The sequence below is a fragment of the Corynebacterium sp. ACRQP genome (assembly GCF_022345915.1).
Lineage (GTDB): Bacteria > Actinomycetota > Actinomycetes > Mycobacteriales > Mycobacteriaceae > Corynebacterium > Corynebacterium lehmanniae.
This window is the reverse complement of record NZ_JAKRMZ010000011.1, coordinates 39,487-60,817: the sequence shown is the minus strand read 5'-3', so window position 1 is coordinate 60,817 and position 21,331 is coordinate 39,487. Positions and strand designations below refer to the sequence as shown.

At 65.4% G+C, this 21,331-nt stretch carries 21 protein-coding genes; 12 read left to right on the top strand and 9 right to left on the bottom strand.

Annotated elements, in window-relative coordinates:
* Positions 1-83: 83 nt before the first annotated feature.
* The 5 genes from dxr to map are packed head-to-tail and all read left to right on the top strand — an operon-like array spanning position 84 to position 6,418.
* The gene (gene dxr, locus MHY23_RS05925; protein ID WP_239306797.1) at positions 84-1,247 is read left to right on the top strand and encodes a 1-deoxy-D-xylulose-5-phosphate reductoisomerase; all 1,164 of its coding nucleotides are present in this window, start codon (positions 84-86) and stop codon (positions 1,245-1,247) included.
* 15 nt (positions 1,248-1,262) lie between these two features.
* On the top strand, positions 1,263-2,465 hold the full coding sequence (locus MHY23_RS05920; protein WP_239306796.1) for a M50 family metallopeptidase: 1,203 nt from the start codon (positions 1,263-1,265) through the stop codon (positions 2,463-2,465).
* A 20-nt stretch (positions 2,466-2,485) separates the two neighbouring features.
* Positions 2,486-3,649 (top strand): flavodoxin-dependent (E)-4-hydroxy-3-methylbut-2-enyl-diphosphate synthase, encoded by a 1,164-nt coding sequence (ispG, locus tag MHY23_RS05915; protein ID WP_239306795.1) that lies wholly within the window; start codon positions 2,486-2,488, stop codon positions 3,647-3,649.
* A gap of 1 nt (position 3,650) precedes the next feature.
* Complete coding sequence (locus MHY23_RS05910; RefSeq protein ID WP_239306794.1) at positions 3,651-5,465, top strand: penicillin-binding transpeptidase domain-containing protein; 1,815 nt, start codon at positions 3,651-3,653, stop codon at positions 5,463-5,465.
* A gap of 53 nt (positions 5,466-5,518) precedes the next feature.
* On the top strand, positions 5,519-6,418 hold the full coding sequence (map, locus tag MHY23_RS05905; RefSeq protein ID WP_239306793.1) for a type I methionyl aminopeptidase: 900 nt from the start codon (positions 5,519-5,521) through the stop codon (positions 6,416-6,418).
* A 136-nt stretch (positions 6,419-6,554) separates the two neighbouring features.
* Here map and MHY23_RS05900 read toward each other — a convergent pair whose 3' ends face one another.
* From MHY23_RS05900 to MHY23_RS05885, 4 genes are all read right to left on the bottom strand, one after another.
* Positions 6,555-6,974 carry a hypothetical protein gene (locus MHY23_RS05900; protein WP_181888646.1) on the bottom strand — a complete coding sequence of 140 codons (420 nt, stop codon included), beginning with the start codon at positions 6,972-6,974 and terminating at the stop codon, positions 6,555-6,557.
* Positions 6,975-7,028: 54 nt separating this feature from the next.
* Positions 7,029-7,439 (bottom strand): hypothetical protein, encoded by a 411-nt coding sequence (locus MHY23_RS05895; RefSeq protein ID WP_181888645.1) that lies wholly within the window; start codon positions 7,437-7,439, stop codon positions 7,029-7,031.
* A 321-nt stretch (positions 7,440-7,760) separates the two neighbouring features.
* Positions 7,761-9,188 carry a mycothione reductase gene (gene mtr, locus MHY23_RS05890; RefSeq protein WP_239306792.1) on the bottom strand — a complete coding sequence of 476 codons (1,428 nt, stop codon included), beginning with the start codon at positions 9,186-9,188 and terminating at the stop codon, positions 7,761-7,763.
* Between the two features lie 41 nt (positions 9,189-9,229).
* Complete coding sequence (locus MHY23_RS05885; protein WP_239306791.1) at positions 9,230-10,225, bottom strand: alpha/beta hydrolase; 996 nt, start codon at positions 10,223-10,225, stop codon at positions 9,230-9,232.
* A 131-nt stretch (positions 10,226-10,356) separates the two neighbouring features.
* Between MHY23_RS05885 and mqo the strand changes: the two genes are divergently transcribed.
* The gene (gene mqo, locus MHY23_RS05880; RefSeq protein ID WP_239306790.1) at positions 10,357-11,868 is read left to right on the top strand and encodes a malate dehydrogenase (quinone); all 1,512 of its coding nucleotides are present in this window, start codon (positions 10,357-10,359) and stop codon (positions 11,866-11,868) included.
* Positions 11,869-11,874: 6 nt separating this feature from the next.
* On the opposite strand, the gene MHY23_RS05875 is transcribed toward mqo, so the two are convergent.
* Entirely contained in the window at positions 11,875-13,080 is a 1,206-nt protein-coding gene (locus MHY23_RS05875) for a protein adenylyltransferase SelO family protein (RefSeq protein ID WP_239306789.1), read from the bottom strand.
* Positions 13,081-13,104: 24 nt separating this feature from the next.
* Here MHY23_RS05875 and cobA point away from each other — a divergent pair, with 24 nt between their 5' ends.
* From cobA to MHY23_RS05855, 4 genes are read left to right on the top strand one after another with little or no spacing between them, the layout of a single operon-like run.
* The gene (cobA, locus tag MHY23_RS05870) at positions 13,105-13,845 is read left to right on the top strand and encodes a uroporphyrinogen-III C-methyltransferase (RefSeq protein WP_239306788.1); all 741 of its coding nucleotides are present in this window, start codon (positions 13,105-13,107) and stop codon (positions 13,843-13,845) included.
* Position 13,846: 1 nt separating this feature from the next.
* Positions 13,847-14,788 carry a class I SAM-dependent methyltransferase gene (locus MHY23_RS05865; protein WP_239306787.1) on the top strand — a complete coding sequence of 314 codons (942 nt, stop codon included), beginning with the start codon at positions 13,847-13,849 and terminating at the stop codon, positions 14,786-14,788.
* A gap of 40 nt (positions 14,789-14,828) precedes the next feature.
* The gene (locus MHY23_RS05860; RefSeq protein WP_181888638.1) at positions 14,829-15,080 is read left to right on the top strand and encodes a type II toxin-antitoxin system Phd/YefM family antitoxin; all 252 of its coding nucleotides are present in this window, start codon (positions 14,829-14,831) and stop codon (positions 15,078-15,080) included.
* Complete coding sequence (locus tag MHY23_RS05855; protein ID WP_181888637.1) at positions 15,080-15,334, top strand: Txe/YoeB family addiction module toxin; 255 nt, start codon at positions 15,080-15,082, stop codon at positions 15,332-15,334. Before MHY23_RS05860 ends, MHY23_RS05855 begins: the two co-directional genes overlap by 1 nt.
* Here MHY23_RS05855 and MHY23_RS05850 read toward each other — a convergent pair.
* Positions 15,331-16,068, bottom strand: coding sequence for an NAD-dependent deacylase (locus MHY23_RS05850; RefSeq protein ID WP_239306786.1), 738 nt, complete (start codon positions 16,066-16,068; stop codon positions 15,331-15,333). The genes MHY23_RS05855 and MHY23_RS05850 overlap by 4 nt on opposite strands.
* 267 nt (positions 16,069-16,335) lie before the next feature.
* Between MHY23_RS05850 and MHY23_RS05845 the strand changes: the two genes are divergently transcribed.
* Positions 16,336-17,208 carry a hypothetical protein gene (locus tag MHY23_RS05845; protein WP_181888635.1) on the top strand — a complete coding sequence of 291 codons (873 nt, stop codon included), beginning with the start codon at positions 16,336-16,338 and terminating at the stop codon, positions 17,206-17,208.
* A 73-nt stretch (positions 17,209-17,281) separates the two neighbouring features.
* Here MHY23_RS05845 and MHY23_RS05840 read toward each other — a convergent pair whose 3' ends face one another.
* Together MHY23_RS05840 and MHY23_RS05835 are read right to left on the bottom strand one after the other, a co-directional pair.
* Positions 17,282-18,007 carry a DUF1648 domain-containing protein gene (locus MHY23_RS05840; RefSeq protein WP_239306785.1) on the bottom strand — a complete coding sequence of 242 codons (726 nt, stop codon included), beginning with the start codon at positions 18,005-18,007 and terminating at the stop codon, positions 17,282-17,284.
* 10 nt (positions 18,008-18,017) lie between these two features.
* Positions 18,018-18,704, bottom strand: a complete 687-nt coding sequence (locus MHY23_RS05835) for a YaaA family protein (RefSeq protein ID WP_239306784.1) — start codon at positions 18,702-18,704, stop codon at positions 18,018-18,020.
* Positions 18,705-18,735: 31 nt separating this feature from the next.
* Here MHY23_RS05835 and MHY23_RS05830 point away from each other — a divergent pair, with 31 nt between their 5' ends.
* The gene (locus tag MHY23_RS05830; protein ID WP_239306783.1) at positions 18,736-20,523 is read left to right on the top strand and encodes a proline--tRNA ligase; all 1,788 of its coding nucleotides are present in this window, start codon (positions 18,736-18,738) and stop codon (positions 20,521-20,523) included.
* Here MHY23_RS05830 and MHY23_RS05825 read toward each other — a convergent pair.
* Positions 20,520-21,326, bottom strand: a complete 807-nt coding sequence (locus MHY23_RS05825; protein WP_239306782.1) for a DUF4439 domain-containing protein — start codon at positions 21,324-21,326, stop codon at positions 20,520-20,522. The two genes, MHY23_RS05830 and MHY23_RS05825, sit on opposite strands and share 4 nt — an antisense overlap.
* Between the last annotated feature and the right edge of the window lie 5 nt (positions 21,327-21,331).

Genomic DNA, 21,331 nt, shown 5'->3' with positions numbered 1-21,331 from the left:
ATGTGTTCAAACTTTCGCACCACAGTCCACGGGATTAGGCCCGCATAGTGCCAGAATGTGCAGTTTCATGTCACAATGGGCGCGTGAAGAATGTAATCATCTTGGGCTCGACAGGTTCTATCGGTTCTCAGGCGATTGAAATCATCCGCAATCACCGAGACCAGTTCAACGTGGTCGGCATCGCCACCGGCGGAACCAACGCTGACCGGGCTATCGAGCAATCCCGCGAATTCGGCCTCAGCGCCGACCAGGTTGCCGTGCGTGATCTGGAAGGGGCCAAGAAGGTTTCGAAGGCGCTCGGTGGCTTCGTCATTACCGGCGACGCGTGCGCGACCGCGCTCGTGGAGTCGCAGAAGGCGGACCTGGTGCTCAACGCGCTCGTCGGCTCCGCAGGCCTGCCGGCAACGCTCGCGGCGCTGAAGTCCGGCGCGACGCTGGCGCTGGCGAACAAGGAGTCGCTCGTCGCCGGCGGCCGTTTCGTGCTCGAGGCTGCGAAACCCGGACAGATTATCCCGGTGGACTCGGAGCATTCCGCGATGGCCCAGGCGCTGCGCTCCGGCGACCGTGGCGAGGTGGCCCGCTTCGTGCTCACCGCCTCCGGCGGCCCGTTCCGCGGCAAGTCCCGCGAGGAGCTCATGGACGTCACCTACGAGCAGGCCGTGGACCACCCGACGTGGTCCATGGGCTCGATGAACTCGCTGAACTCCGCGACGATGGTGAACAAGGGCCTCGAGCTCATTGAGGCATCGCTGCTTTTCGACGTGGACCCGGACGACATCGATGTGACCGTCCACGCGCAGTCCATCGTCCACTCCATGGTGACGTTCACCGACGGCGCGACCATCGCCCAGGCGTCCCCGCCGTCGATGATGCTGCCGATCTCCCACGCGTTGAACTGGCCGAACCGCATTCCGGACGCGCAGCCCGCGCTGGACTTCTCCAAGTCCTTCGAGTGGACCTTTGAGCCGCTGGATGAAGACGCGTTCCCAGCGGTGAAGCTGGCCCGCGAGGCCGCGGCGAAGGGTGAGCCGCACCCGGCGATCTACAACGCGGCCAACGAGGTTGCCGTCGACGCGTTCGTCGAGGGCCGCATTAAGTTCCCGCACATCGTGGACATCATCACCGAGGTCCTCAACGGCGCGGGCGATTTCGCGGAGGCGCCTGCCGACGTCAACGCGGTCCTGCGCACCGAGTCCCGCGCCCGCGAGCGCGCGCAGGCTGTTGTCGAACGCATCGCCAGCGCGTAGCGCACTAGGGATTTTGTGGGTGCGCTAGGCATTCTGGCGTTCGCGCTTGCGATCGCCGCGTCCATTGCGCTGCACGAGGCCGGGCACATGTTCACTGCTCGCGCCTTCGGCATGCGCGTGCGGCGCTACTTCATTGGTTTCGGGCCGACGGTGTGGTCGACCACGAAGGGCCACACCGAATACGGCCTTGCCGCGCTGCCGTTCGGCGGGTTCTGCGACATCGCGGGTATGACCGCGATGGATCCCCTCACGCCCGAGGAGGAGCCGCACGCGATGGTGAACAAGCCGGCGTGGCAGCGCATCGCGGTCCTCGCCGGCGGCATTGCGATGAACCTGCTCATCGGCGTGGTGATCATCTACTTTGTCGCCATCTTTTCCGGCATCCCGAACCCGGACGCGGATTTCACCCCGCGCGTGGGCAAGACGGTGTGCGTGGCCGACCAGGTGGACGCTGAGACGCTGGGGGAGTGCTCCGGCGCGGGCCCGGCCGGCGAGGCCGGTGTCCAAGCAGGCGACACGCTGGTGGCGCTTAACGGGCAGGAGATTGAGCAGTTCGAGCAGTTGCGCGATGCCGTCGCGAAGCAGCCAGGCGAAACGGTGAGCCTCGAGGTACTGCGCGGCGGTGAGACCGTCACCCTCGACGTGCCTGTCGCCGCCGTCGAGCGCATCGATCCGGCCACTGGCGAGCGCGTCACCCAGGGCGCGGTGGGTATTGTCTCCGCACCGGTGACGGTGAAGCAGTACGGACCCGCGGAGGCTGTGCCCGCGACTTTCCGGTTCACCGGCCAGATGCTGCGCGCGACGGTGGACGGCATTGCGTCGTTCCCCGCGAAAATCCCGGGCGTTGTGGCCTCGATCTTCGGCGCGGAGCGCGACATCGAGGGCCCGGTCAGCGTCATCGGCGCCTCGCGCACCGGCGGCGAGCTGGTTGAACAGGACATGTGGTCCGCGTTCTGGATGATGCTGGCCAGCCTGAACTTCTTCCTCGCCCTGTTCAACCTCGTGCCGCTGCCGCCGCTGGACGGCGGGCACATTGCGGTGGTGCTGTACGAAAAGATTCGCGATGCTTTACGACGCCTCCGTGGCCTCGGCCCGGGTGCGCCAGCGAACTACGAAAAGCTCATGCCCTTGACGTACGCCATGGCAGCGCTGCTGCTCGGCGTCGGTGTGTTGGTGATGGCCGCGGACGTGGTCAACCCCGTCCGAATTTTTGGCTGACGGTGCTAGAGTTAGCCACCATGAACACCCCCATCGGATTAGGTATGCCCGAAGGCCCGGCACCGATTTTGGCTCCGCGCCGCAAGACTCGTCAGCTGATGGTGGGAGATGTCGGCGTCGGCTCGGATCACCCGATCTCCGTGCAGTCCATGACCACCACGAAGACTCACGACATCAACGCCACGCTGCAGCAGATCGCGCAGCTGACCACCGCAGGCTGCGACATCGTGCGCGTGGCCTGCCCGAAGACCGTGGACGCCGAGGCCCTGCCGGCGATTGCCGCGAAGTCCCCGATCCCGGTGATCGCGGACATCCACTTCCAGCCGAAGTACATCTTCGCGGCCATCGACGCCGGCTGCGCCGCGGTGCGCGTGAACCCGGGCAACATCAAGGAGTTCGACGGCCGCGTCAAGGAGGTTGCCAAGGCGGCGGGCGACGCGGGCATTCCGATCCGCATCGGCGTCAACGGCGGCTCCCTGGACAAGCGCCTGCTGGAGAAGTACGGCAAGGCCACCCCGGAGGCGCTGGTGGAGTCCGCGATCTACGAGGCGGGCCTGTTCGAGGAGTACGGCTACGGCGACATCGCCATTTCCGTGAAGCACTCCGACCCGGTGCTGATGGTGGAGGCCTACCGCCAGCTCGCAGAGAAGACCGACTACCCGCTGCACCTCGGCGTGACCGAGGCGGGCCCGAAGTTCATGGGCACCATCAAGTCCTCCGTGGCCTTCGGTGCGCTGCTGTCGCAGGGCATCGGCGACACCATCCGCGTGTCCCTGTCCGCGGACCCGGTGGAGGAGATCAAGGTCGGCGACCAGATCCTGCAGTCGATGAACCTGCGCCCGCGCAAGCTGGAGATTGTCTCCTGCCCGTCCTGCGGCCGCGCACAGGTGGATGTGTACAAGCTCGCCGAGGAGGTCACCGCTGGCCTGGACGGCATGGAGTTCCCGCTGCGCGTGGCCGTGATGGGCTGCGTCGTCAACGGCCCGGGCGAAGCGCGCGACGCCGACCTCGGCGTGGCGTCCGGCAACGGCAAGGGCCAGATCTTTGTCAAGGGCGAGGTCGTGGAGACCGTGCCGGAGTCCAAGATCGTGGAGACGCTGATCGATTACGCGCAGCGCATCGCCGAGGAGGAGGGCCTCGAGGAGGTCGAGGGCGCCAAGGCCGAGGTCAAGGTCACCCGCTAATATGCTGCGTCGCCGTGTCGCGGGGGTTGCGGTGGTGGCGCTGGCGGCGTCGATAAGCAGTTGCACCCCGCGCCCCAACGACGCCGAACCCGCCGCATCGGATTTTCTGAGCGCGCTGGAAAAGCGTGAGGTGAACTCTGCGCTTATCGACGACGCGTCCGCCGCCGAAACCTCTCTCAACGAGACGTGGGGTGGGCTGCAGGCGGAGAGCTTGAGCGCATCGCTTATCGACGTCAACCAGGACGACAACCTGGCCACCGCCACCTATGAGCTGCGCTGGGACCTGCCCCGCGAGCGGGATCTGACGTACCAGGCGCAGATGACGCTGACGCAGAGCGGCAATACGTGGAACGTGCGCTGGCAGCCGTCCGTTCTGCATCCGCGGCTGGGCGCGAACCAGCACCTGGAGCTGCGCTCGGTGGCGCCCTCGCAGGCAAGCGTGGTCTCCTCCGACGGGGTGGAGCTGCTCAAGCCCGGCACCGCGTACCGAGTGCTCGTGGACACGGACGAGATGCGCAGCGCAAGCTCGACGGCCGCGGGTATCAGCGCGGCGCTGGCGAAGGCGCACGAGGTGGATCGCGGCGTGCCGCTGCGCGACGCAGAGGACCTTGCCAAAGAGCTGCAGGACGCCTCCGGCGCGTACTCCGTCGCCGTGGTGCCCGCGCCGGCGCGCGACGCGTTCGAAGCGGCGCTGGCCGGGGAACCCGGCGTGCGGCTGAACGAAGAGGCCGCGATGGTCAACGCGCAGCCGGACTTCGCCCCCGACATCATGGCGCGCGTGGGCGAGCTGGTGCGCGACGACCTGCAGGGCGATACCGGGTGGAGCGTCGACGTGGTCAACGAAAACGGCGCCTCCTACGAGGAGATCAAGCGCCAGGACGCCGCCCCGGCACCGGCGGTGCACATCAGCCTGGACCACCGCATCCAGCGCGCCGCGGAGATGGCGCTGGAGCCGGTTGCGGGCCAGCAGGCCATGATCGTGGCCATCCGGCCGTCCACGGGCGGCATCCTGGCTATTGCGCAGACGCCGGCCGCGGACGCCGGCGGCAACCTGGCAACGATGGGCCAGTACCCGCCGGGCTCGACGTTTAAGATCCTCACCGCGTTCGCCGGGCTGACCAAGCAAGGGCTCATCCCGGGCTCGCCTGTGCCGTGCCCCGGAACGATGAACCTCTTTGGGCGCACCGTGACCAACTACGCAGGCTTCGGCCTGGGCACCGTGCCGCTGGAGACCGCGTTCGCCCGTTCCTGCAACACCACCTTCGCGGATATTTCCACGAAGCTGGCGCCGGGGGAGTTGAAGACCATCGGCAAGCAGTTCGGCTTGGGCATAGACATGGAGATCCCCGGGGTGGAGACCATCACCGGCTCCATCCCCGACGGCGAGGAGCCGCTGGATCGCACCGAGGCCGGCTACGGCCAGGGCTTGGATCTGGCCAGCCCGTTCGGCATGGCGCTTGTCTCCGCAGCGGCCGCTCGTGGATCGTTGCCCGTGCCATACCTGGTGGAGGGCGAGGAGACGAAGCTCAGCGGAGATGCCCCGCCGATGGACCCGCAGGCGGTGGACGAACTACGCCAGATGATGGCCGCCGTGACCGGCCCGGGCGGCACCGCGAGCGCGTTTACCGCGGGCGGGGATATCCGCGGCAAGACCGGCGAAGCTGAGATCAACGGCGGCTCCCATTCGTGGTTCACCGGCTACCGCGCGGACGACGACATCGCCTTTGCCACCCTGGTAGTCCTCGGCGGCGGTTCTGAGGCCGCTGTGGCGCTTTCGGACCGGATGCTGCTGAACCTGGACGCGCCCGCCCAGTAGGCCGCCCAGAGGGCTGCGCGGGCCCGTTTGACCGCAGGTCTACCATTGGGGACATGAATAACCGAGGCCTACTTACCCCAGGAAAACCCACCCCAGAGCGCAAGGTGCCAAAGTCCATTGAGCGCCCTGAGTACGCGTGGAAGGACGAGGTCCAGGAGAACGTCGGCGAGCCGATCGTCCAGACCCGCGAGACCATCGAGGCGATGCGCGAAGCCTCCAAGATCGCGGCGAACGCGCTCGCCCTTGCCGGTGCCGCCGTGGCCCCGGGCAAGACCACCGACGAGATCGACGGCATCGTCCACGACTACCTGGTGGAGCACGGCGCCTATCCGTCGACGCTGGGCTACCGCGGGTACCCGAAGTCCTCCTGCATCTCCCTGAACGAAATTGTCTGCCACGGCATCCCGGACACCACGGTGATCCAGGAGGGCGACATAGTCAACATCGACGTCACCGCCTACAAAGACGGCGTGCATGGCGACACCAACGCCACCTTCTTCGCGGGCGAGGTGGCCCAGGAGCACAAGGACTTGGTGGACAGGACCTACCAGGCGACGATGCGCGGCATCAACGCGGCAACGCCCGGCCGCCAGATCAACGTGATCGGCCGTGTAATCGAGTCCTACGCCAAGCGCTTCGGCTACAACGTGGTCACGGACTTCACGGGCCACGGAGTGGGCACCACCTTCCACAACGGGCTGGTGGTGTTGCACTACGACTCCGACGCCTACACGGACGTCCTCGAGCCAGGTATGACGCTGACCATCGAGCCGATGATCAACCTCGGCGAGCTGCCTTACCGCGTGTGGGACGACGGCTGGACAGTGCAGAACATCGACGGCGAGTACACCGCCCAGTTCGAGCACACCATCGTGATTACCGACAGCGGCAACGAGATTCTCACCATCCCGGACGCGGATGTCGCCGCCGGGCAGCACATGCTGGGGGAGTAAACCGCGCAAGAAGGTAAAGCGGGCCCGTACGGATCTATTCCGTACGGGCCCGCTTTACGTCTACGGACGGACCGCAGACAGAACGAAACCCCCATTGCTACGTGCAGATGGGGGTTACGTGTCTCAGCAGCAAGAATTACTTGCTGAGCGGGTGCTGCAGCCAGCCGTTGTAGAAGGCGAAGTTGAAGCCAGCGATGACCAGGCCAACCAGGGCGCCGATGGCGGCAACGATGGAGCCGTCGATCCAGTAGCGAGCCCACTGCGGGACGTCCTCAGCGTTGGTGGTGTTACCGAAAGCATCGGTCGGGTAGAACGGATCCTTCGCGTCGTTGAAGTAGTGGGAAGAACCCTTGCCATCGAACAGGCCCTTGGTGCCGTCGCTGACAACCTCGCCGAAGTCCTTATCGGTCTCCTTCTGCTTGCCGACGAAGACGACGGCCTTGTCCTTGGAGTTGGTCTCGGTGGTGCCTTCCTCAGCGGAGGCGATTGCGGTGCCACCAGCAACGACGGTCAGAGCGGTTGCGGTAGCAACTGCAGCGGTGCGGAAGTTACGCATCGTGTTCCTTCTTTCGAAAAATGAGTTGGAATTGGTTTGCGGGAATCCGCGAACTTAGAACTGGAAATCGCCGTGGACGAAGTAGTTGTACAGCGGGCCAACGATGAGGCCGACAACTGCGGAAACAGCGGTGAAGATGGTTGCGCCGTACGCGAGACGAGCGTAACGCGGCTGGTCACCGAAGTTGTCCTTCTGGCTGCCGAAGATCTGCTCGCCGTCGGTGCCGCGCAGGTTGCCGTCCTTGTCGCGGAACTCGAGCCACTCGGACTGGACGATCTTGTTGGAGGAAGCCGGCTCGACGCCGTCCTTGCTGTCCTTGTCCTCAACCGGGCGGACCGGTGCGGTGTAGGCCGGAGCCTCCGGTGCCTCAGTGCCTTCGGTTGCTGCGGTTGCGACTGCGGTGGAGCCGAATGCCACAGCGACGGCGGTTGCGCCGGCGAGGGCTGCCTTACGGAAATTACGCATGAAACGAAATCCTTCTCTGATAGTTCTTGCACGACGTCCGGGTGGAATTCAAAGAATCCCAGGGGCATTGAGCTCCTAGGACCGATAGCAAGCCCGGTGGGCTCGGTCCCGGTGTCTGCACTGACAATAGCCGAACACTTCCAGCCGTATGCAAGTTGACGCTTAAAATTTTTCAAAAGTTCAACCAAAGGTTGGAAAGCTTGGCGTTCACTGAAAAAATTGGGCTAAACCAAATATCTCTCACGTGCTCTTTTCGGCACCTGTGCGGAAAAGGTCATGCCTTTTAACCCGGTCCCCCGAAAGAGGGGGTAAAGTAGGGGTTTAGACTTCTTTGAACGTCAGGTCGAGGCCGAGGATCGCGTTTTCGGTCACCTCCGCCAGCGACGGGTGGATCCAATACTGCGAGCGAGGAAAGTCCCGCAGGTCCAGCCCGTATGCGAGCACGGTAATCATTTGCTGGATAAGCGTGGACGCCTGCGGACCCATGTAGTGCGCGCCCAACAGCTGGCCGGATTCGCGGTCCGCCACCAGCTTCACCACACCGGTGGAGTCCTCCAAGCCCCAGCCGTAGGCCACATCGCCGTAGTTCTGCACTTTCACCGTGACGTCGAAGCCCGCGTCCGCTGCTTCCTGTTCAGTCAGGCCCACCGTCGCGATCTGCGGGTGGGTGAAGATCGCCGACGGGACGTGATCGTGCGGCATCGGCACCATCGCGGAGTCGTCGTTGCCCGCCCATGCCTGAAGCACGTTGTGTGTCACGGCTCGCTGTTCTGCGTTCGCCACGTGCTTGAGTTGGTATGGGGAAGACAGGTCGCCGAGCGACCACACGCCGTCCACGGAGGTGCGGCCGAACTCATCGACGGCGACGCGGCCGCCTTCGTGCGTTTCGATCCCGGCAGCGGCGACGTCGAGTGTGTCGCTGTTGGGGATGCGGCCAGTGGCGATGAGGAGGGATTCGGAGCTGACCGTGGTGCCGTCGTCAAGCGTGAGCGTGACGCCCTCGCTGTTCTCGGTGGCGGAAGTGACCGTGCGGCCGATGTGGACGGTGTAGCGCTCGGCGGCGAGTTTGTTGAACGGCTCCGCGAGGTCCGGGTCCAGCTGGCGAAGCAGCTGCGAGCGGCTGATGATGGTCACCTCGGTGCCCATGGCGTCAAAGACGTGCGCGAACTCCATGGCGATGAAGCCGCCGCCGACGATGGTCAACGACTTCGGCTGGCGCTCAAGGCGCATGATGTCCTCGTTGGTGTGGAAGGTGACGTCGTTGGCCCACTCCGGAATGAACGGGCGGGCGCCGGCGGCGAGGATGATCGTGTCGGCGGTGATGAACTCTTCGGCCCCGCTGCGGCCAGTCTTCAGCGTCTTCGGGCCGACGAAGGAAGCCTCCACGTCGTAGACGGTGACGTTGGGGCAGCCGTTGCGGCGGTAGTCCTCGCCGCCCTTGGCGATCAGGTCGATGCGGTTGTCAAAGACGCGCTCGACGATCCCGGGCCAGTCCGCGCCCTTGTACTCGAGATCGATGCCGAGCTTTTCAGCCTCACGCGCCGCGTACGCCTGCTCCGCGGCGAGCACGTACATCTTGGTGGGGATGCAGCCGACATTGAGGCAAGTGCCCCCGAACGCGCCTTTCTCCACGATCGCGACGTTCTTGTCGTCGAAATCCGGAGTGAGGATGGAGTTGCCCGATCCCGTCCCCACAATGATCAGGTCGTAGCGTGTGGCGTCCTGCAAATCGCTTCCGTGAGCGGGCATGGTCTTCTCCTCTATATATATGTCTATTTTGCGTATCGACGTTACTGGGTGAAATGCTGGCCGTCGAGCCACCCGAACACAGCCTTAAACGCGGCCTCGCGGGCGTGGCGCTCGGACAGGAACACGTCGTGGCGCGCACCGTCGATGACCTGCACTTCTGTCTCGTCCGACAGCGTCGTCGCCCAGCGCTGGATCTGGTCGACGTCGAGCACCGTGTCAGCAGTGTCGGCAGCGGGGGAGTAGTCCTCGCCGAGGTACGAATGCGAAGAGCACAGCGTCAGCGTCGGCACCCCAGTATCAACGCTTCCGGCGTGAATCTGTTCCTGCCCCTGGATTACCGCCCGGAGCCAGCCCAGGTACTTACGGTGCCCGTCAATCGGCTTCCACTCCGTGTTGAACTCCCACTCGCCGTGGAAGTCCCTATGAATGGACTTGCCGTACGTGCCCTCCCCGCGCTGCAACAGCGGCAGCGACGGGAAGATCGTGCCGAAGAAATTGAGCACTGGTTTCAGTACGGCCACCTGCCACTTCGGGAATTGCATGTCCAACCACGGGCTGTTCAAAACGATGCCGGCAAGCCTCTGATGCTCCGCAGGCTTTTCGCAGCGCAAGTGGTCCGCCCACAGCGGCACAATCAGCCCGCCGGTGGAGTGCGCCAGCACCACCACCGAACCGTGCTCCGCAGCGAGGATTTCCAGCGCCTGCGTGAGCTCGGGGAAGTAGCGGCTCATCGAAAGCGTGAAGTGCGCCCGCTGCCCCTTCTTCAGCGCCCGCCCGCAGCGCCGCAGATCCAGAGCGTAAAACGGGTAGCCGTGCCGCGTGAACTCGTCGGCGACGTGGGCCTGGAAGAAGTAGTCAGACATGCCGTGCACCCACAGCACGGCAGGTTTCTGGGGCTTTGTGCTTTTCGACGCGCGCACGTCCCGCACCAGCACCGCATCCACGCGGGTTCTACTGTCCGGGTCCTTCCCCTGCGGGAGTACTACCTGCTCGAATCCGTCGCCCAGCGGGTCGGGTTGCCAATCAAGCTCATTCATGCGGCCGATGATACTTTTCTGCGGACGGTTCGGACCTGTGGTCGTCGACAAGCCTTTGCACCTTGGCGATGAAGGGGACGTAATATAGTCACCACTCCCAAAAGTCGATAAACATCAAAGGATGACTACGTATGTCTGACAACGGTGGTAAGAAGTACGCGGACGAGGTGGACATCCTGCACGTCGGCGCCGGCATCATGAGCGCCACGCTGTGCTCGATGCTGCACGAACTGGAACCCGAATGGTCCCAGATGATCTTCGAGCGGCTTGACGGGCCTGCCGAGGAGTCCTCCTACCCCTTCAACAACGCTGGCACCGGCCACTCCGCGCTGTGCGAGCTGAACTACACGCCCGAGAAGAAGGGCCGCATTGATGTCTCCAAGGCGATGAACATCAACGAGAAGTTCCAGCTGTCGCGCCAGTTCTGGTCCTACCAGGTGGAAAACGGTGTGCTGACCGACCCGCGCGCCTTCATCAACCCCGTGCCGCACGTCTCCTTCGCCCAGGGCGAAGACCAGATCAACTACCTGCGCAAGCGCTACGACAAGCTCTCCGCAAACCACATGTTCCCCAACATGCAGTTCGCGGACGACCGCGACACCTTCGCTGAGAAGCTGCCGCTGATGTCCCAGGGCCGCGACTTCGACGCAGAGCCGGTGGCCATCTCCTGGACCAACGTCGGCACCGACATCAACTACGGCTCCCTGACCCAACAGTTCCTCGACGCCGCTAAGAACAACGGCACCGAGATCCGCTACGGCCGCGAAGTAACCAACATCAAGCGCGAAGGCAACTTCTGGAAGGTCACCGTCAAGAACGTCCACACCGGCGATAAGCAGGTCGTGCGCGCCCGCTTCGTCTTCGTCGGCGCCGGCGGCTACGCCCTCGACCTGCTGCGCAAGGCAGGCGTGCCCGAGGTCCACGGCTACGCCGGCTTCCCGATCTCCGGCATGTGGCTCAAGACCGACAACCAGGAACTGGTGCAGCAGCACAAGGCCAAGGTCTACGGCAAGGCCAAGGTCGGCGCCCCGCCGATGTCTGTGCCGCACCTGGACCTGCGCGTCGTCGACGGCAAGGAATCGCTCCTGTTCGGCCCCTACGGCGGCTGGAGCCCGAAGTTCCTCAAGGAAGGCTCCTACCTGGACCTGTTCAAGTCCATCCGCCCGGACAACATCCCGTCCTACCTCGGCGTCGGCGCAACCAACCTTGCGCTGGTGAAGTACCTGGTGCAGGAAGTCTTCCGCGACTTCGACGGCAAGGTGGACATGCTGCACGAGTACTACCCGGCAGCAGACGGCAAGGACTGGGAGGTCGTGGTCGCCGGCCAGCGCGTGCAGGTGATCAAGCCGGCTGCCGCCCCGCGCTTCGGCACCCTGGAGTTCGGCACCGCCTTGGTGAACGACCAGAACGGCACCATCGCCGGCGTGCTCGGCGCCTCCCCGGGTGCGTCCATCACCCCGGCCGCCATGATCGAGCTTCTCGAGCGCTGCTTCGGCGAGCACATGATCGACTGGGGCGACAAGCTCCACGAAATGTTCCCCACCTACGGCAAGTCCCTCAAGCGCGACGAGGCCGCTTACGACGAGCAGTGGGCGTGGACCCAGAAGACGCTGGGGCTGGACACGGACGAAAACACCCTGTAGCAGCGTTTACGTCCCGCAGAAGGTGACGTAGGGCAGCTGCCCCTCAGGCCGGGCCATCCATTCGGGCCCGGCCTTTTCGTTGTTCGGGGCGCTCACCGCGGCGAGCAGCTCGTTGTACGCGGTGTAGTCGCCGCGGAGCTCGGCGGCGTCGATAGCCTCCTGCAGCATCTGGTTGCGGGGGATGAAGATGGGGCCGGGCTCACCGTTGATGCCGTGCTCGCGGTTGTAGGTGGTGATGTCGGCGGCCGCGTTGAGCCCGTCGTGGTCGCCTCCGATCCACTTCGCCCACGCCTCGTCCCAGGCCGGCTGGACAGTTTTGACGTAGGCGTCGACCTTCTCCGCGCCGAGCAGCGGATAGAGGGCCTCCGCCAGCCGCGCCATGTTCCAGGCGATGATGTTGGGCTGGTTGCCAAAGGCGTAGCGGCCCTGGCGGTCGATGGAGGAGAAACTCGCGGTGCCGTCGAAGCGCTCGGTGAACGCGCACGGGCCGTAGTCGATGGTCTCTCCGGACAGTGCCACGTTGTCGGTGTTCATCACCCCGTGGACAAACCCCAGGCGCATCCAGTGCGCCACCAGGTCGAACTGGCGGCGGGTGACGGTGCGCAGCATCTCCTCGGCATCTGCGAAGCCGGCGGCGGAGACGACCTTCTGCGTCAGCTCCTCCGACTGTGTCGCCGCGTACTGCACCGTGCCCACGCGCAGGTGGCTCTTCGCCACGCGCACCACGATCCCGCCGGGGACCGCGCCGTTTTGGCGGATCACGGTGCCGCCGGTGGACAGCACCGCCAGCGACCGGGTGGTGGGCACACCGACCGCGTGCATGAACGTGGAAACCAGGTGCTCGCGCAGCATCGGCCCGATCGCGCCCACCCCGTCGGTGCCTGGGCGCGAAAACGCGGTCAGGCCGGAGCCCTTGAGCTGGATCTCATGTCCGGCGGTGTCGCCGAGCAGCAGGGTGCGGCCGTCGCCAAGCAATGGCACGAACTGGCCGAACTGGTGCGCCGCGTACGCCATGGCGTGGCCGCCGGATCCGCCGGAGAGGAACTTGAGGCCATCGTCAGACTTGAGCCACGCGACATCGAGTCCGAGCTCCTTTGCAAGCGGCTCGTTGAGCGCGACAAGCTGCGGGTTCTCAAACTGCGTGCCGGGCTCTTCGTGAGCGAGCTCCGGCAGAGCCTCTGCGAGCGTGTGGGCGAGCTGGGGTTGATTCATAGCTTCACCCTAAACTGATTGGCTATGACTACCGGCCACATCACACTCGTAGGCGGTGGCCCAGGCGCGTGGGACCTGCTGACCATCCGCGGACTGCGCGCGCTCGAGGCTGCCGACGTCATCCTCGCCGACCACCTCGGCCCCTCCGCTGAGCTGGAGGGCTTTTTGGACCTGACCGGCAAAGAGGTCGTGGACGTGGCGAAGCTGCCGTACGCGAGGCAGGTGGCGCAGGAGCGGATCAACGAGATGCTGGTCGCTTACGCGCACGAAGGCAAGCAGGTGGTCCGGCTCAAAGGCGGCGACCCGTACGTGTTCGGCCGCGGTTTCGAGGAGCTACAGGCGTGCGCCGCCGCCGGGCTGGAGTGCTCGGTGGTGCCGGGCGTGACCTCTGCGGTGTCCGTGCCGGCCGCCGCTTCGGTGCCGGTGACCCAGCGCGGGGTGACGCACGCGTTCACGGTGGTCTCCGGGCACCTGCCGCCCGGGCACGAGAAGTCGCTGGTGGACTGGGGTGCGCTCGCTCGCGTCGGTGGCACGATCGTGGTGGTGATGGGCGTGCGCAACGTGCGCGCGATCACGGCGGCGCTGGTGGAGGCCGGGCTGTCCGGGGACACTCCCGCCGCCGTGATCCAGGAGGGCGAGACCGACGCGCAGCGCGTGTACTTCGCCACCGCGGCGACCTTGGCTGACGTGATGGAGGCCGAAGGCGTCGCCGCGCCCGCCGTGTACGTGGTGGGGGAGGTCGCGGGCCTTGCGCACGCTGGATAGCTTGATCTGGGATGTCGCCTTCGGCGCGGCTGACGGTGGTCAAAGGACAGTGCTCATCTGCCACGACCCGACCCTGGACCTGACCCGCGCGGCGGTCGCTGCGGGTGCTCCGGTGGTGTTCTGCGACTCGGACTACACGCGCAGCCAGCAGGCCCGGTCGTTCGGGGCCGAGGTAGCCGGGGACGTGCGCCTGGACGAGTACCTTGCCGGCGCGTCCGGGTCTGCCGTTGCGGTCGGGGAGATGCCGAAGTCCCTGGCACGGCTGGACTACCTGGCGCGCTCCATCGCGGGCGCCGGCTACAACGACGTTCGCCTCGTGCTCGGCGCGAACAACAAACATCTCGCACGCAGCATGAACGCTACGTTGGGGGAGTCGTTCGAGGACGTTTCTGCCTCGCTCGGCCGCGGCAAGTTTCGCTGCCTGGTCGCATCCGGCCCCCGTGAGGTGTCGTATGCGCCAAAGCTTTACGACGGCCTCGTCGCCGTCGGCGGAGTTTTCTCCGGCGCAAAACCGGACCGGGGCGGGGAGCTGCTTCGCTCCTGCCTGCCTTCCGAGCCCGGCCGTCTGCTCGACCTGGGCTGCGGCAACGGCTCCGTCACCCGGGGCTTGGGCGGCGTGGCCACGGACGCGGACGCCGATGCGGTGCTTTCCGCCCGCGCCATCGGGCTGGAGGCGACGTGGGACGACGCCGGTTCCCGTTTGCCGGATGCGTCCTTCGACACGATCGCGCTGAACCCGCCGTTCCACGACGGCACCACCGTCGACGCCACGCTAGTGCAGCACCTCCTCGACGCCTCCGCGAGGCTGCTCGCGCCCGGCGGGGCGCTGTACCTGGTGCACAACTCGCATTTGCGCTACCGCGGCGAGGTGGAGCGTCGCTTCGCGTCCGTGGAGCAGGTCGCGCGCGATAGGACCTTCACGGTGCTCCGCGCCAGCTCGTAAATGTGGTACCGTTTTGTGGTACCACATAAAGGAGGGGCAAATGTCCATCAGTGCATCGGAAGCTCGCCGGACCTTATATCCGCTCATCGAGCGTGTGAACAACGACCGCGACGCGGTTGAAATTGTGTCGCGCAATGGCAATGCCGTGCTCATGGCAGCAGAAGATTATGAGTCATGGGTAGAGACCGCTTACCTGTTTAAATCGCGGGAGAACAGGCGCAGGTTGACTCGGTCCTATGAGGATGCCCTCAACGGCAAGTTCGTTGAGCATGATCTCGATCTGGATGAGTAATGCGCCTCGTTTGGACTGCCGATGCGTGGAGCGACTACCTCTATTGGCAAACCACTGATAGGAAGATGCTGAAGCGGGTGAACCAGCTTCTCCGCGACGTGTTGCGAGATCCCTTCGAGGGGATTGGTAAGCCTGAACCGTTGAAGTATGGCGCGGATGGTGCTTGGTCGAGGCGTATAACTCAAGAACACCGATTGGTTTACATGCTTGCGGATGGAGACCTAGTGATACTGCAGGCCCGCTATCACTACTAGCCCAGAAGAGCGGGCAGCGCGTTGGCGGCGGTGTCCTCGATGACCACGTCGGCCAGGTGCGACAGGTCGGTGCGCATGGGGGTGACCTCGATGATGGGGATCTCGCGGGCGTGCGCCATCAGCGGCAGGCCGGCGGCGGGGTAGACCACCCCGGAGGTGCCCACGATCACCAGCGCGTCAGCGGTGCGCATGCGGCGCTCCGCTTCCCTCCACTCGGCTTCCGGCAACGCCTCGCCGAACCAGACCACGCCGGGGCGCACTGGGCCTCCGCATTCCGGGCAAGCCGGGGGAGTAATTGCTGTCACGGGTTCTTTGGGGAGATCGATGGGCTGGGCGAAGTTCTCGTCGCAAAGCGAGCAGCGAAAGTCGAACAACGAGCCATGCAGGTGGACGACCTCCTTGCTGCCCGCGCGCTCGTGGAGGTTGTCGATGTTTTGGGTGGTCACCGTCGTCTTCGGCGACTTAGCGACGGCAACGTGGCCCGCGTTCGGCTCCGCCTGCTGCGCGAGGTGAGCGCGCCAGAGGTACCAGGCGAACATGGTGTCCGGGTCGTCGTGCCACGCGTCGATGGATGCCATGTCCTGCGGATCCACGTTCTCCCACAGGCCGGTCTGGGCGTCGCGGTAGGTGGCGATGCCGCTGTCGGCGCTCATGCCGGCGCCGGTGAAGACCTCGATGTGTGAGGCGTCGGTGATAAGGGCGCGGGCGGTGTCGATGGTGGAGGAGGCGGTCATGGGTGCGACGGTACCTGTGGGGCGGGGGCCAGGGGGCGGTGTTAACGACGATATCGGCATTTAGGGCTGACGCGGCGGTAAAAGCCCTGGTCGCGGTCGGGTCGGGACGGTAAATGCCGATATCGTCTTTTGTACAGAGAGGTTCCCAAGTACCTGAACTGTGGATAACGATGGCGGCGAGTTATCCACAGATGAGCAAGAGCCCTTCCATTTTGCGTGAACCTCTGTCAGTATCGCGGCATGGATCGGGGGAGACAAGCAGAGATTGTGCGCAAACTACGCCATCGGGATAACGTCAACGACAACGCAGGTGCAGTGATCCTGTCATCGAAGCACTGCATGTCGCGGGCCGACTTCTCGGGGCTCGCGTTCTATGAGAGGCGGTGGATCCAGGCCATCGCTGCGGGGAAAGCCGCCAGGAAAGCAGCACTGGCCGGGCGATCAGCTGCAAGGGCGTTGGATATGTGGGTGGTGACGACCGAGGTCAACGAGCCAGTGGAGCTACTTCTGCCAAACGGCAAAGCGCCGCCGAAGAAGCAGCAGCCGGCGAACACGGTCTATCACCGGGCAAGGAAGCGGCCAGCGACAATCCGGCGCTTCGACACACTGCGTGCCACGGATGAACTGACCACGGCGTTCGAAATCGCGCTGCGACATGGTTTCCGGGAGGGGCTCGTCGCCATGGACTGGATACTGAAGTTCTACGCGGACAGAGACACGGTCGAGGCCGAGATGGAGAAGCTGGGCAGGGTGCGAGGCATTGACACGCTGCGGAAAGTAGTGAGGTTCGCGGTGGACAACTCGCGCTCGCCGTTCGAGTCGTACGGAAGAGCGATTCTGATTGAGCGGGTGGCGGAGCACTGGATCGTCAACGGCATGTTTGCCGGCTATGAGGTGGATCTTCGCCGCGGGATGTTCGTGACGGAGATAGACGGCGACTACAAATACGACGGAGTGACGTTCAAACCCACCGACGAGACGCTGCGGAAAGAACGCCGCCGCGAAAAGAACCTGCTGAAGGCCGGCGTCAAGCTACTGCGCCCATCGCCGGTCGATTTGTTGTTCAGAGAAGATGAGTTTGTGGCTGATGTGCGCCGGCTTCTCGCGTTAGCGGAGATGGTTGAGAAGGCGGCGAGTTAGCGCAGGTAGAAGGGGTGCAACCGATAAACCGATAAATTCCACTCGGCCGATAAACCGATAAACCGATAAACTGCTAGACCGCAAAAGACAGCGCCACGCACACTATGGGGATCAAAGCTATGCCGACCACCACCCGCCGCATGTAGCGCTTGCCAGGCGCGTGCGCTGTATTCACCGCTATCTTGCCCGGGTTCGACGGCAGCACCGCGGCGACCATCGGGTCGTTCGGCGCCGAGTAGGTGCCCATGCCGCCCTGGTAGCGCAGCTGCTCGTTGCGGGCCTGTTCGTCCGCGTCCGGTTCGATGCCGTGCTTCGCGGAGGCCACGCGCATGCCGATCACCACCACATAGATGATGAAGCCGATCCAGAGCACAATCTCCAGCCAGAACGGCAGACTCACGTCCGGCACCACCATGGAGATGTTCATCACCGCGAACAGTGCGGCCATCGCGAGGATTATTTTGGAAACGACGTCTGCGGAGGCGTCGCAAAGCTTCTCGACGCGCCGGGCCGCCGTCTCCGAAAACGGCAACGCGCCGTCGGCCGGGACGTCGACGGTGTGCCGGGCAAGCGATCTCGGCGGCAGAAACAGCGGCAGGATCAGCGTTACCGCGATGCCGATGATCATCGGCAGGGTCGTGCTGAGCAGCGTCTTCGGCGCGAAGCCGTCCGCCTCGCCGGTGGGGCCGATGTGCACCGTCACCGGGTCGGGGATCGTTTCCCAGCGCAGCAGGATGTACGCGAACCCGGCGGCGTAGATCAGCGCGGCAAAGACGTAGCGACGGTAGTGGGCAGGCATAAAACTCAAGCTACACCCGCATGGTGAGTAGCGTGCCGTCGACCGCAACGTCGAACCCGGCGGCGGAAGCGATGTCGGCGACGTCTTCGGTGGACGCGGCGTCGTGCGGCGCCAGCGTGCGGGCCAGCTCGCCCTTGTACTGCTTGTTGAAGTGGCTGACAACCTTGCCGGTGTCTGCCTGCTCCACACGCACCGTCAGCGCCCCCGCCACCGGCCCGAGCTGCTGGTAGGCGCCGGAGCGCATGTCCACCACGAACCCCTGCTCACCGAGCACGTCCGTGACCGACGTGCCCCACCACGCCTTCATCGTTCTCCCGCCGACCTTTGAGCCGCCGGAAACGCGGTAGCGGGGGATCAGATCGCCTGCGCGCACCACCCCGAACAGCGCGGAGCCCACGGCCAGGCGCGCCAGGGCCTCATCGGGCAGGGACGGAGCGTCGAGGGCGTCGTACAGCACGCCCGTGTAGCGCTGTATCGCGGGCATCACCGGCGCCGTGCGCAGCGCCAGATTCTCCTCGGCCTCCGCGCGCTTGCTGGCGGGGACTTTCAGCTCACGCATTTGGGTGTCCACGTCGGTGGCCGTGAGGACGTCGATAAGCGAAGTGCGTACGGCGTCGAGGGAAGGAAACGACAGCGACATGGCGGCGTCGGTGCCGCCGGGGGCTTTGGTTTCAGAAGGTGGGAGCACGATCAGCATGCGCAAAACCCTAGCGGTAAACTGCCAAACCATGATTACACGCCTGTCCACGCTGTTCCTGCGCACGCTGCGCGAAGATCCCGCCGATGCCGAGGTGCCCAGCCACAAGCTGCTGGTGCGCGCAGGCTACGTGCGCCGCGCCGCGCCGGGCGTGTACTCCTGGCTGCCGCTGGGCCTGCGCGCGCTGCGCAAGATCGAAGGTGTGGTGCGCGAGGAAATGGATGCCATGGGCGGCCAGGAACTGCTTTTCCCGGCGCTGCTGCCGCGCGAGCCCTACGAGGCCACCAACCGCTGGGCCGAATACGGCGACGACCTGTTCCGCCTGAAGGACCGCAAGGGTGCCGACATGCTGCTCGGGCCCACCCACGAGGAGATGTTCACCACCGCGGTGAAGGACCTGTACTCCTCCTACAAGGACTTCCCGGTCACGCTGTACCAGATCCAGACGAAGTACCGCGACGAGGCGCGTCCCCGCGCCGGCATCCTGCGCGGGCGCGAGTTTGTGATGAAGGACAGCTACTCCTTCGACATGTCCGATGAGGGGCTGGACCAGTCCTACGCCAACCACCGCGCCGCCTACCAGCGCATTTTCGACCGCGTTGGGCTGCGCTACGAGATCTGCAAGGCAACCTCCGGCGCGATGGGCGGTTCCGCGTCCGAGGAGTTCCTCGCGTACTCGGACAACGGTGAGGACACCTTTGTCGTCTCCACCGCGGGCGATTACGCGGCGAACGTCGAGGCCGTGACCACGGTCGCGCCCGAGCCGCGCTCGATTGAGGGGCTGCCGGAGGCGGTCGAGCACGACACCCCGGCGTCCGAGACCATCGCGGCGCTCGTGGAGTGGGCGCAGGGGGCTGGCGTGCTTATCGACGGCCGCTCCGCCGAAGCCGCCGACACCCTCAAATGCATGATGGTGAAGGTCAACGACCCGCGTCAGGTAGATGAGGACGGCGAGCCGGTCGGCCCGCAGCTGGTCGGCGTGCTCATCCCCGGCGACCGCGAGCTGGACGAGAAGCGCCTCGAGGCATCGCTTGAGCCGGCCACGTTCGAGCTGGCCAGCGACGAGGACTTTGCCAAGAACGACTTTTTGGTGAAGGGCTACGTCGGCCCCCGCGCGCTCGCGGCCAACGGCGTGCGCGTGCTGGCGGACCCGCGCGTGGTCGACGGCACCTCCTGGATCACCGGCGCGGACGCGCCCCAGAAGCACGTGGTGGGCCTGGTCGCCGGGCGCGACTTCACCGTCGACGGCTACATCGAGGCCGCCGAGATCAAGGCCGGCGACCCGTCGCCAAGTGGCAACGGCACCGTCGAGCTCGCCCGCGGCATCGAGCTGGGCCACATCTTCCAGCTCGGCCGCAAGTACACCGAGGCCATGAACGTGCAGATCCTGGACGAAAACGGCAAGCGCGCCGTGCCCACCATGGGTTCCTACGGCATCGGCATCTCCCGCATGCTCGCGGTGATCGCGGAGCAGCGCCACGACGACAAGGGCCTGGTCTGGCCGGTGGAGATCGCCCCGTTCCAGGTGCACGTCGCGGTGGCGAACAAGGACGCCGCCGCCCTCGAGGCGGGCGACCGCATCGCAGCCGAGCTGTCCGACGCCGGGCTCGAGGTGCTTTTCGACGACCGACCAAAGGTCTCCCCGGGCGTGAAGTTCAAGGACGCCGAGCTTTTGGGCATGCCGTTCATCGTCATCCTCGGCCGCGCGTTCGCCGACGGCGTGGTGGAGCTGCGGATCCGCGGCGGCGAGACACTGGAGGTCCCGGCCGACGAGATCGTGGCAAAGGTGCAGGAGCTCGTCGCCGAGCGCCTCGGCTAGACCCGCTGGGCGTGGGCGGCCAGCCTGATGGCGTCTCCGCGCCAGGTCGCCGATTCCGCGTGCGCGGCGGCGTAGCGCCACTGCGCGACCAGGTCGCTCTGCATGGTTTTGACCAGCTGGGCGGCCTCTTCTGTGTTTGCGGGCTCGCTGTAGCCCTCGGCGAACTCGTAGCCGGCGGCGGGGACCAGAGACTCGCCGTCGGCGATATCCAGCACGCGAGTCAGTGCCGCGGTGCGCTCGTGGGATGCCTCGCGCAGCTCGCCGACGCGTTCGCGCAGGTCGGCATCGGCGTAGGCGAGCGCGAGGCCAAGCCCGTAGTAGACGGCGTTTTCCCGCGCGAGCATGTCGCGTGCCGCTTCGGTGTCCGCGGCGTCCGACACTGTCTCGGTGACAGGCTCGAGGTCGACGGGGGAGAGCGTGAGTGCGTCGATAGCCTGGGCGACGATGAGGTCCACGGACTCTTCCGGCACCTTGTCGGCGGCGGCGACGGTGTGCTCGAGCACCGCAGACGCATTACCTTCGGCGGGCAGGTCGGTGTCGCCGTAGCTGACGTCGCACGAGGCAGGCGTTTGCCCCTGCGCGTCCAGGCCGCACAAACGAAGCGCTTCCTCTTTCAGCTCCTCGCTCTGCTTCTGGCGCATCTCGCGCCACTGTTCCCGTGCGGGGTCCCCGAAAACCCAGTCGGCGGAGGCCTGCTTGGCCAGCGCCATGATCTCGCCGTTCGCGCGTGGACCCACGACGTCCATCACGGTGCAGCTGGTGAGCAAAAGCGCGGCGGCGGGCAGCAGGAGGAGTTTCTTCACGCGCT

Coding starts and splice junctions, on each gene's coding strand:
- MHY23_RS05840 (WP_239306785.1), bottom strand. CDS start 18,007: ATGCCTGCCCACTACCGTCGCTACGTCTTTGCCGCGCTGATCTACGCC.
- MHY23_RS05830 (WP_239306783.1), top strand. CDS start 18,736: ATGATTACACGCCTGTCCACGCTGTTCCTGCGCACGCTGCGCGAAGAT.
- MHY23_RS05875 (WP_239306789.1), bottom strand. CDS start 13,080: ATGAATCAACCCCAGCTCGCCCACACGCTCGCAGAGGCTCTGCCGGAG.
- MHY23_RS05850 (WP_239306786.1), bottom strand. CDS start 16,068: ATGACCGCCTCCTCCACCATCGACACCGCCCGCGCCCTTATCACCGAC.
- MHY23_RS05895 (WP_181888645.1), bottom strand. CDS start 7,439: ATGCGTAATTTCCGTAAGGCAGCCCTCGCCGGCGCAACCGCCGTCGCT.
- MHY23_RS05855 (WP_181888637.1), top strand. CDS start 15,080: ATGCGCCTCGTTTGGACTGCCGATGCGTGGAGCGACTACCTCTATTGG.
- MHY23_RS05885 (WP_239306791.1), bottom strand. CDS start 10,225: ATGAATGAGCTTGATTGGCAACCCGACCCGCTGGGCGACGGATTCGAG.
- MHY23_RS05900 (WP_181888646.1), bottom strand. CDS start 6,974: ATGCGTAACTTCCGCACCGCTGCAGTTGCTACCGCAACCGCTCTGACC.
- MHY23_RS05910 (WP_239306794.1), top strand. CDS start 3,651: ATGCTGCGTCGCCGTGTCGCGGGGGTTGCGGTGGTGGCGCTGGCGGCG.
- ispG (WP_239306795.1), top strand. CDS start 2,486: ATGAACACCCCCATCGGATTAGGTATGCCCGAAGGCCCGGCACCGATT.
- mqo (WP_239306790.1), top strand. CDS start 10,357: ATGTCTGACAACGGTGGTAAGAAGTACGCGGACGAGGTGGACATCCTG.
- mtr (WP_239306792.1), bottom strand. CDS start 9,188: ATGCCCGCTCACGGAAGCGATTTGCAGGACGCCACACGCTACGACCTG.
- cobA (WP_239306788.1), top strand. CDS start 13,105: ATGACTACCGGCCACATCACACTCGTAGGCGGTGGCCCAGGCGCGTGG.
- MHY23_RS05835 (WP_239306784.1), bottom strand. CDS start 18,704: ATGCTGATCGTGCTCCCACCTTCTGAAACCAAAGCCCCCGGCGGCACC.
- MHY23_RS05860 (WP_181888638.1), top strand. CDS start 14,829: ATGTCCATCAGTGCATCGGAAGCTCGCCGGACCTTATATCCGCTCATC.
- map (WP_239306793.1), top strand. CDS start 5,519: ATGAATAACCGAGGCCTACTTACCCCAGGAAAACCCACCCCAGAGCGC.